Annotated in this window: 7 protein-coding genes and 1 pseudogene; 1 reads left to right on the top strand and 7 read right to left on the bottom strand. The window is 73.8% G+C overall.

The genetic code is table 11. The features are described 5' to 3' along the window. Nucleotides 1-241 precede the first annotated feature (241 nt). From ABT106_RS29360 to ABT106_RS29330, 7 genes are read right to left on the bottom strand one after another with little or no spacing between them, the layout of a single operon-like run. On the bottom strand, nt 242-1,789 hold the full coding sequence (locus tag ABT106_RS29360; RefSeq protein ID WP_351283348.1) for an NADH-quinone oxidoreductase subunit N: 1,548 nt from the start codon (nt 1,787-1,789) through the stop codon (nt 242-244). Continuing rightward, on the bottom strand, nt 1,786-3,339 hold the full coding sequence (locus ABT106_RS29355; protein WP_351283352.1) for a complex I subunit 4 family protein: 1,554 nt from the start codon (nt 3,337-3,339) through the stop codon (nt 1,786-1,788). Before ABT106_RS29355 ends, ABT106_RS29360 begins: the two co-directional genes overlap by 4 nt. 38 nt (nt 3,340-3,377) lie before the next feature. Continuing rightward, nucleotides 3,378-5,468 (bottom strand): NADH-quinone oxidoreductase subunit 5 family protein, encoded by a 2,091-nt coding sequence (locus ABT106_RS29350; protein ID WP_351283346.1) that lies wholly within the window; start codon nt 5,466-5,468, stop codon nt 3,378-3,380. Beyond that, on the bottom strand, nt 5,465-5,851 hold the full coding sequence (gene nuoK, locus ABT106_RS29345) for an NADH-quinone oxidoreductase subunit NuoK (protein ID WP_351283344.1): 387 nt from the start codon (nt 5,849-5,851) through the stop codon (nt 5,465-5,467). The genes ABT106_RS29350 and nuoK overlap by 4 nt, the downstream gene beginning before the upstream one ends. Continuing rightward, a complete protein-coding gene (locus ABT106_RS29340) occupies nt 5,851-6,519 on the bottom strand; it encodes an NADH-quinone oxidoreductase subunit J family protein (RefSeq protein WP_351283342.1) in 669 nt (222 codons plus the stop codon). The genes nuoK and ABT106_RS29340 overlap by 1 nt, the downstream gene beginning before the upstream one ends. Beyond that, entirely contained in the window at nt 6,519-7,232 is a 714-nt protein-coding gene (locus tag ABT106_RS29335) for a NuoI/complex I 23 kDa subunit family protein (protein ID WP_351283350.1), read from the bottom strand. Before ABT106_RS29335 ends, ABT106_RS29340 begins: the two co-directional genes overlap by 1 nt. After that, the gene (locus ABT106_RS29330) at nt 7,229-8,197 is read right to left on the bottom strand and encodes a complex I subunit 1/NuoH family protein (protein WP_351283339.1); all 969 of its coding nucleotides are present in this window, start codon (nt 8,195-8,197) and stop codon (nt 7,229-7,231) included. Before ABT106_RS29330 ends, ABT106_RS29335 begins: the two co-directional genes overlap by 4 nt. Nucleotides 8,198-8,218: 21 nt before the next feature. On the opposite strand from ABT106_RS29330, the pseudogene ABT106_RS29325 reads away from it, so the two are divergent. Next, nucleotides 8,219-8,702, top strand: a pseudogene (locus ABT106_RS29325) (hypothetical protein); the annotation flags it as partial.

The raw sequence follows: 8,702 nt of genomic DNA, 5'->3' as shown, positions 1-8,702 counted from the left end.
GGACGCTCCAGGCCCCAGGAGGGGGACCAAGGTATCGTCGCTCCGCTCCGATACGGGGGCCCCGGAAACGCGACGTGGGGGCGGGGCGCCGGGGGGGGCCCCCCCCCCCGGGCGCGGGGGGGGGGCCGGCCGGCGCGGCCGGGGCGGCGGGGGCGGTGCGGGCGGCGGCGGGCGTTGCTCCGTACGGGTTACGGCGCCCCGGCGGCCCTTCGTACGGGCGGCGCGCGGACCGTCGTGGGGGTTACTGGGGGAACAGCGATCCCGACGCGAAGCGCAGCACCAGCTGCGGGGCGCCCGAGAGCACCACGGCGGTCACGGCGGTGAGCACGATCGCGGCCGTCACCGGCCACGGGGTCCGCGCGGGGGCGGCGGCCGGGGATCCGGCGGGGGTGGCGGCGGCTTCCGGCGCGCGGAACAGCAGCGCGGTCCAGCGGAGGTAGTAGTACAGGGCGAGGACGACGTTGACCGCCATGACGACGGCCAGCCAGCCCAGGCCCGCGTCGACCGCGGACCGCAGGACGGTGACCTTGGCGAAGAGGCCGATGAGGCCCGGCGGCAGGCCGGCCAGGCAGAGCAGGAAGAAGGCCAGCGAGAGCGCGGCGAGGGGGCGCTCGGCGTACAGGCCGCGGTAGTCGCTGATCCGCTGGAGCGGCTTGGTGCGGGCGACCAGCGCGGCGACGGAGAAGGCCCCGAGGTTCACGGCCGCGTACATCAGGGCGTACGCGACGGTGGAGCCGATCTGGTCGCGCCCGGAGTACGCGGCGGCCGCGATCGGGACCAGCAGGTAGCCCGCCTGGCCGACCGAGGACCAGGCGAGGAGGCGTACGGCACTGTTCGGCCGGTCGGCGGACTGGCGCAGGGCGGCGGCGTTGCCGAGGGTCATGGTGAGGGCGGCGAGGACGGCGAGGGCCGGTCCCCAGATGTCGGAGTACGCCGGGAAGGCGATCACCGTGACGAGGATCAGGCCGGTGAAGCCGACGGCCTTGCCGATCACCGAGAGGTAGCCGGCGATGGGCAGGGGCGCGCCGACGTAGGTGTCGGGGACCCAGAAGTGGAAGGGGACGGCCGCGGTCTTGAAGGCGAAGCCGACGAGAGTGAGTGCGACGCCGGCCATGGCGAGGGTGTCGAGCTGCCCGGGGACGTCTTCGAGGCGGTCGGCGACCTGGCCGAGGTGCAGGGAGCCGGTGGCGGCGTAGACGAAGCTGACGCCCATCAGGGACACGGCGGTGGCCGTGACGGAGGACAGGAAGAACTTGAGGGCGGCCTCGGAGGAGAGCCGGTCGCCGCGGCGCATGCCGACGAGGGCGAAGGCGGGCAGCGAGGCGACTTCGAGGGCGACGATCAGGGTCGCGAGGTCGCGGGAGGCGGGCAGCAGGGCCGCTCCGGCGGCGGAGGAGAGCAGCAGGAACCAGTACTCGCCGGCCGGCATGCGCGCCTCGCGGACGGCGGTGACCGACAGCAGTGCGGTGACCAGGGCGCCGACCAGGACCAGGAACTGGACGACGAGCGCGAAGTGGTCGGCGGTGTAGCTGCAGGCGGCCGGGTCGCCGGTGAGGCAGAAGGTGGCGCGGTCGCCGGCGCGCAGCGGCAGCAGGGTGGCGGTCGCGGCGGCGAGGCCGGCCACGGAGACCCAGCCGAGCAGGCCCTTGCGGTGCTCGGGGACGAAGAGGTCGGCGACCAGCACGGCCAGGCCGACGGCGGCGGTGATGACGACGGGCGCGATGGCGAGCCAGTCGACGGACTGGACCAGGTTCGGGGTCTCGGCGGCGAGGACCGCGAGGGCCGTCATGAGGTGCCTCCTGCGAGGAGCTTCTGGACGGCCGGGTCGGTGAGGCCGAGGAGGACCGCGGGCCACAGGCCGGCGAGGACGGTGAGGGCGGCGAGCGGGGTCCAGGCGGCGAACTCGTAGCGCTGGACGTCCGCGACGGCGAGTTCGGGGCCGGCCTTCGGGTCGCCCATGCAGACACGCCGCACGACGATCAGGAGGTACGCGGCGGTGAGCAGCGTGCCGAACGCGCCGACGGCCGTGTAGGTGAGGAACGCGGGGCGCGGCAGTCCCCCGGCCGGGTCGAAGGCGCCGAACAGGGCCAGCATCTCGCCCCAGAACCCGGCCAGGCCGGGCAGGCCCAGGGAGGCGACGGCGGCGAAGGCGAGGAGCGCGCCGAGGCGGGGGGCGCGGCCGTAGAGGGCGGCGCCGGTGGCTCCGGCGAGGGTGTCGAGGTCGGCGGTGCCGTAGCGGTCCTTGAGGGCGCCGACCAGGAAGAAGAGGAGGCCGGTGATCAGGCCGTGGGCGATGTTGGCGAAGAGCGCGCCGTTGACGCCGGTGGGGGTCATCGACGCGATGCCGAGGAGTACGAAGCCCATGTGGCCGACGGAGGAGTACGCGATGAGGCGCTTGAGGTCGCCCTTGCCGCCCTTGCGGGCCAGGGCGAGGCAGGCGAGGGATCCGTAGACGATGCCGACGACTGCGAAGGCGCCCAGGTAGGGGGCGAAGGTGGCCATGCCGTCGGGGGTGACGGGGAGCAGGATGCGGACGAACCCGTACGTGCCCATCTTCAGCATGACGCCGGCCAGCAGGACGGAGCCGACGGTGGGGGCGGCGGTGTGGGCGTCCGGGAGCCAGCTGTGCAGCGGCCACATCGGGGTCTTCACGGCGAGGCCGGTGCCGATGGCGAGGACGGCCAGGAGCTGGGTGGTGCGGGACAGTTCGCGGCCGTTGTCAGAGGCGAGTGCCACCATGTCGAAAGTGCCGCTGTTCAGTCCGATGAGCAGCAGGCCGAGCAGCATGACGACGGAGCCGAGGAGGGTGTAGAGGATGAACTTCCAGGCGGCGGCCTGCCTCTGAGCGCCGCCCCAGCGGGCGATGAGGAAGTACATCGGGATGAGGACCATCTCGAAGGCGAGGAAGAAGAGCAGCAGGTCGAGGACGGCGAAGGTCGCGAGGGTGCCGGACTCCAGGACGAGCAGCAGGGCGACGAAAGCCTTCGGGGAGGGGCCCTCGGGGAGCTTGAAGTAGCTGTAGAGCGCGCAGAGGAAGAACAGCAGCGCGGTCATCAGGAGGAGGGGGAGCGAGATGCCGTCGACACCGAGGTGGATCCGTACGTTCAGCGCCTGGATCCAGCTGATGTCCGTCGTCGCCTGGAAGCGGGCCGGGGCGTCGTGGTCGAAGCCCAGGGCGAGGGCGATCGCCGCGGCGAGGATCACGCCGGTGACGGTCACGCCGTGGCGCAGCACGGCCTGTTCGGGACTGCGGCCCTTGAGTCCGGGCGGGGCCGGCAGGAGGGCCGCGGCGGCGCCGAGGAGCGGTGCGGCCACGAGGAACGCCAGAAGGAACTGCATCACGGACGGGCTGATATCAATCACGGCTGACTCACGGCTCACGATCCGGCGTTGACGTTGGCGAGGACGGCGGTGGCGATCGCCAGGACCACGGCGCCGGCGAGCAGGGCGCTCAGGTAGCTCTGCACGTTGCCGGTCTGGGCACGGCGTACGAGGCCGCCGAGCAGCCGGGGGCCGGCGCCCGCGCCGCGGACGTACGTGTCCACGACCTCGCGGTCGAGGAAGCGGACGAGGCTCGCGGCCGCCAGGACGGGGCGGACGAACAGCCGGTCGTAGACGGCGTCGAGGTGGAAGCCGTCGGCCGCGTGGCGGTGGAGCGGGCCGAGGAGGGCCCGTCCGGGGTCGGCGGCGGGTCCCGCGGGGACGGCGGGGTGCGTGTGGGAGACCTCCGCGACCTCGGGGGTCTCGGCCGCGGACTCGGCGGCGGCGGTGGCGGCGGACACCGCGGCCGCGACGGCGGCGGGCCGCTCGGTGCCGGCGGCGGACGCGGTCCCGGGGGCCGTGGCGGGGCCGGCCGCCGCCGCTGCCGCGGGGCCGATGGCGGCGGGGGCGGTGGCGGCCTCGGCGGTGGCGCGCTGCCAGAGGGCGTACGTGAGCATCGCGCCGATGGCGGCGGCGCCCGTGCCGAGGATCGAGGTGGCCAGGGTCGGGGTGAGCCGCCCGCCGTCGAACCAGTCGGCGAGGGGGCCCGCCGCGAGGCCGAAGCCGACCGAGGGGACCGCCAGCAGCCACAGCACGCCGGTCATGGCGAAGGGTTCCTTGCCGTGGTCGGGGGCGCTCGCGCCCCGGCCGCGGAAGGCCATGAGCCACAGCCGGGTCGCGTAGGCGGCGGTGAGCAGGGCGGTCAGCACGCCGGAGACCAGGACCAGCCAGCCGGCGGCGCTCGGGGCGAACTCCGAGTGGCCGGTGGCGGCGTGCTCGGCGGCGACGAGGACGGCTTCCTTGGAGAAGAAGCCGGCGAAGGGCGGGATGGCGGCGAGCGCGAGCAGCGCGATCGTCATCGTCCAGAAGGCGTCGGGGATGCGCCGGGCGAGGCCGCTCATCCGGGACATGGCGGCGAGGGAGTTCGTACCGGCGGCGTGGATGATCACGCCCGCGCCGAGGAACAGCAGCGCCTTGAAGGCGCCGTGCGACAGGAGGTGGAAGACGGCCGCGCCGCGGTCGCCGACGGCCAGGGCGCCGGTCATGTAGCCGAGCTGGCCGATCGTGGAATAGGCGAGGACGCGCTTGATGTCGTCCTGCGCCAGGGCGGCGAGGCCGGAGCCGACCATCGTGACGGCCGCCATGACGGCCATGACCACCAGTGCGGCGCGGGAGGCGGCGAAGACCGGCAGGAGGCGGGCGACGAAGTAGACGCCGGCGGCCACCATCGTCGCGGCGTGGATCAGTGCGGAGACCGGGGTCGGGCCCGCCATGGCGTCGGGGAGCCAGGTGTGGAGCGGGAACTGCGCGGACTTGCCCGCGACGCCGGCGAGGAGCAGCAGCGCGATCAGCGTCGGGTGGTCGAGGCCGCCCGTGGCGACGGTGTCGAGGATCTTGGTGATCTGGAACGAACCGGCGTCGGTGGCGAGCGCGAACAGGCCGATCAGGAACGGGACGTCACCGAGCTTGGTGACGAGGAATGCCTTCAGGGAGGCGGAGCGGGCCGCCTCGGTCTCCCAGTAGTGCCCGACCAGGAAGTACGAGCAGATGCCCATGACCTCCCAGCCGACGAGCAGCACCATCAGGTCGCCGGAGTAGACGACGAGCAGCATGGCGGAGGTGAACAGGGAGACCAGGGCCGCGTACGACGGGTAGCGCGGGTCCTCGCGGAGGTACGCCGTGGAGTAGAGCTGTACGCAGGTGGCGACGACCCCGACCAGTACGGCGACCAGCACGGCGAAGCCGTCCAGGTAGAGCGACAGCTCGATCGGCACCGAGCCGGTCGGGGTCAGCTCGGTCGCGGTGTCGATCGCCCGGCCACCGCCCTGGCGGAAGGCGACGAGCACGGCCAGGACGGCGGCGGCCAGCGTGGGGAGGATGGCGAGGGGCCGGACGAAGCCGGGGGCGGTGCGGCCGAAGAGCAGTCCCGCCACCGCGCCCAGGAAGGGCAGGAGGGGGACGAGTACGGCGAGGGTCGTGGTGCTCACGCGGCGGCCTCCGGGCGGGCGGTGGCGGTGCCGGTGGCTGTGTGGGTGCCGGTTGCGGCGGTCCGGTCGGGCTCATGGCCTTCGGCGGTGTCGCGCATCCGGTCGACGTCCGAGGTGCCGCGGTTGCGGTAGACCATCAGCACGATCGCGAGGCCGATGCCGATCTCGGCGGCGGCGATGGCGATGGTGAAGAGGGTCAGGGCCTGGCCGGCGTGCAGGGCGTCGCGCAGCCAGACGTCGAAGGCCACCAGGTTGAGGTTGACGGCGTTGAGCATCAGCTCGACGGACATCAGGACCAGGATGGCGTTGCGGCGGGCCAGGACTCCGTACAGGCCCGTGCAGAAGAGGAGCGCCGCGAGGACGGCGGGGTAGGCGAGGTGCATCAGCGCCGGCCCTTCTTGTCGGCCGGGGCCTCGGGGACGGCGGCCTGGGGGGTGGCGGCGGGGGTGGTCCCGGTGGGGGTGGTCTCGGCCGGGTCGTTCCTGCGGGACAGCACGATGGCGCCGATCAGGGCCGCGAGGAGGAGCACGGACAGCGCCTCGAAGGGCAGCACCCAGTGCTGGAAGAGGATCTCACCGGAGACCTTCGTGGAGCCCTGGACCGGGCCGTCGAGGTCGATCCACGTCGTGCGGAAGGCGTCGACGACGACCCAGACGAGCGCGACGGCGGCGACGACCGCGACACCGAGGGCGACGGGCCGGTTGCCGGAGTCCGCGTCCGGGGAGCGGCCGATGGGGGCTTTGGTGAGCATCAGGCCGAAGAGGAGGAGGACGACCACGGAGCCGAGGTAGATCAGGACCTGGACCCAGGCGATGAACTCGGCCGTCAGCAGCAGGTACTCGACGGCGATGCCGCCGAGCGCGACGACCAGCCAGAGCGCGGCGTGCACCAGCTGTTTGGTGGTGACCGTGACGAAGGCGGCGCCGAGCGTGGCGAGGCCGACGAGCACGAAGGCGATCTCGACGCCGGTCGGCGAGAGGAAGCCGGGTGCCTGCGCGGCGGCGGGCGCGGTGGCCGCGGTGGCCGCGGCGGCGAAGTGGGCGGTGAACATCAGGCGGTGCCTCCCGCCGGGGCGTCGGGAGCGTCGGGAGCGTCGGGGGCTTCAGGGGCCTTGGGCGCGGTTCCGGGTTCCGTGCCGGAGGCGGGTTCCGTGCCGGGGGCGGGTTCCGTGCCGGGTGGGGTGGGGGTGGCCGGGACCGTGGGGTAGGTGCCCGGGGTGGCGGGGGCCGGGGGGGCCGCTGCGGCGGCTTCGGCCTTTTCCACCGCCTTGCGGGCGGCCGCGAGTTCCTTCGGCTCCTCGGCGGCCGGGTCCAGCGCGGGCGGGGCCGGGACGGTCCACATCCACTCGCGCAGCTTGTCCCGCTCGTGGGTCAGCTCGTGGATGTCGGTCTCCGCGTACTCGAACTCCGGCGACCAGAACAGGGCGTCGAAGGGGCACACCTCGATGCAGATGCCGCAGTACATGCACAGCGAGAAGTCGATGGCGAAGCGGTCGAGGACGTTGCGGCTGCGCTCGCGGCCGCCGGGGGTGGAGGCCGGCACCGTCTCCTTGTGGGAGTCGATGTAGATGCACCAGTCGGGGCACTCGCGGGCACACAGCATGCAGACCGTGCAGTTCTCCTCGAACAGGCCGATGACCCCGCGGGAACGGGGCGGGAGTTCGGGCTGGACCTCGGGGTACTGGGCGGTGTGCGAGCGCTTCGTCATCGTGCGCAGCGTCACCGCCAGGCCCTTGGCGAGGCCGGATCCGGGGATGGGCATCAGCTGATCGCCACCTTCACGATGCCGGTGAGCGCGATCTGGGCGAGCGCGAGGGGGATGAGTACGGTCCAGGCGAGCTTCTGGAGCTGGTCCTCGCGCAGGCGCGGGTAGCTGACCCGCAGCCAGATCACGACGAACGCCAGGACCGCGACCTTGAGCAGGGTCCAGACCCAGCCGAGGCCCTCGGCACCGAAGGGTCCGTGCCAGCCGCCGAGGAAGAGGACGGTGGTGAGGCCGCAGAGGACGACGATGCCGGCGTACTCGGCGAGGAGGAACAGCGCGAAGCGCAGGCCGGTGTACTCGGTGTACGCGCCGAAGATGATCTCGGAGTCGGCGACCGGCATGTCGAAGGGCGGCCGTTGCAGCTCGGCCAGGCCGGCGATGAAGAAGACGAGCGCGCCGACGATCTGCCAGGGCAGCCACCACCACTCGAATGCCTCGACGATGCCGGGGAGGGAGACCGTCCCGGCGGCCATGGCGACGGAGGCGGCGGCGAGCAGCATCGGAAGCTCGTAGGCGAGCAGCTGGGCGGCGGTGCGGAGGCCGCCGAGCAGGGAGAACTTGTTGGCGGACGCCCAGCCGGCCATGAGGGAGCCGAGGACTCCGACGCCCATGACGGCGAGCGCGAAGAACACGCCCGCGTCGATGACCTGGCCGACCGCGCCCTCACCCGGCCCGACCGGGATGGCGAGGAGGACGAGGAGGTACGGGAGCAGGGCGACGGCGGGTGCCAGTTGGAAGATGCGGCGGTCGGCGTTGGTCGGGACGATGTCTTCCTTCTGCGCGAACTTCACTCCGTCGGCGACGAGCTGGGCCCAGCCGTGGAAGCCGCCCGCGTACATGGGGCCGAGCCGGCCCTGCATGTGCGCCATCACCTTGTGCTCGGCCTGCCCGACGACGAGCGGGAGCACGAGGAAGACGGCGAAGACGACGATCAGTCGCAGTGCGACATCGAGGACGTCGTTCACGCGTCGCCTCCGTTGTCGGGGGTGGGGTCCGGCTCGGAGGCCGGTTCGGATGTCGGTGCCGGCTTCGGCTCGGTGGCCGGCTCCGGCTCCGGTTCCGGTTCCGGCTCGGCTTTCGGGGCCGGGCCCGTCGCGCGGGCCGGGCCGGCCGGCGGCTCCGTGAAGGCGGGCTTCGGGTCGTGCCAGGGCGCGTCCGGGTTCCGGGGCGCCGGCCGCCTCGGCGTCTCCGGGCCGGGGGCGGACTGGCTCACCGAGCCGTCCCCCGCCGAGCGGGTACGCCGGGCCGGCCGCGCGGCGTCGGGGGCGGGCTCGGGCGCGGGCCCGGCCGGGGCGGCCTGGCTCGCGGAGCCGTCCGCGACCGAGCGCGTACGCCGGGCCGGGCGGGCGGCGCCGGGAGCGGGCCCGGCCGCACCCGCGCCGGAAGCCGTGCCGGAAGCCGTGCCGGGCGCCGTGCCCGCGGCGGAAGCCGCGCCAGGGGCCGCACCGGGCGCCGTGCCGGGGACCGCCC

Origin of the sequence: Streptomyces sp. NPDC002044, assembly GCF_040296725.1 — a bacterium.
In the GTDB taxonomy this organism is placed as follows: Bacteria; Actinomycetota; Actinomycetes; order Streptomycetales; family Streptomycetaceae; genus Streptomyces; species Streptomyces antarcticus.
Note: the sequence above shows the minus strand (reverse complement) of the source record. Positions and strands in the feature narration are given on the sequence as shown.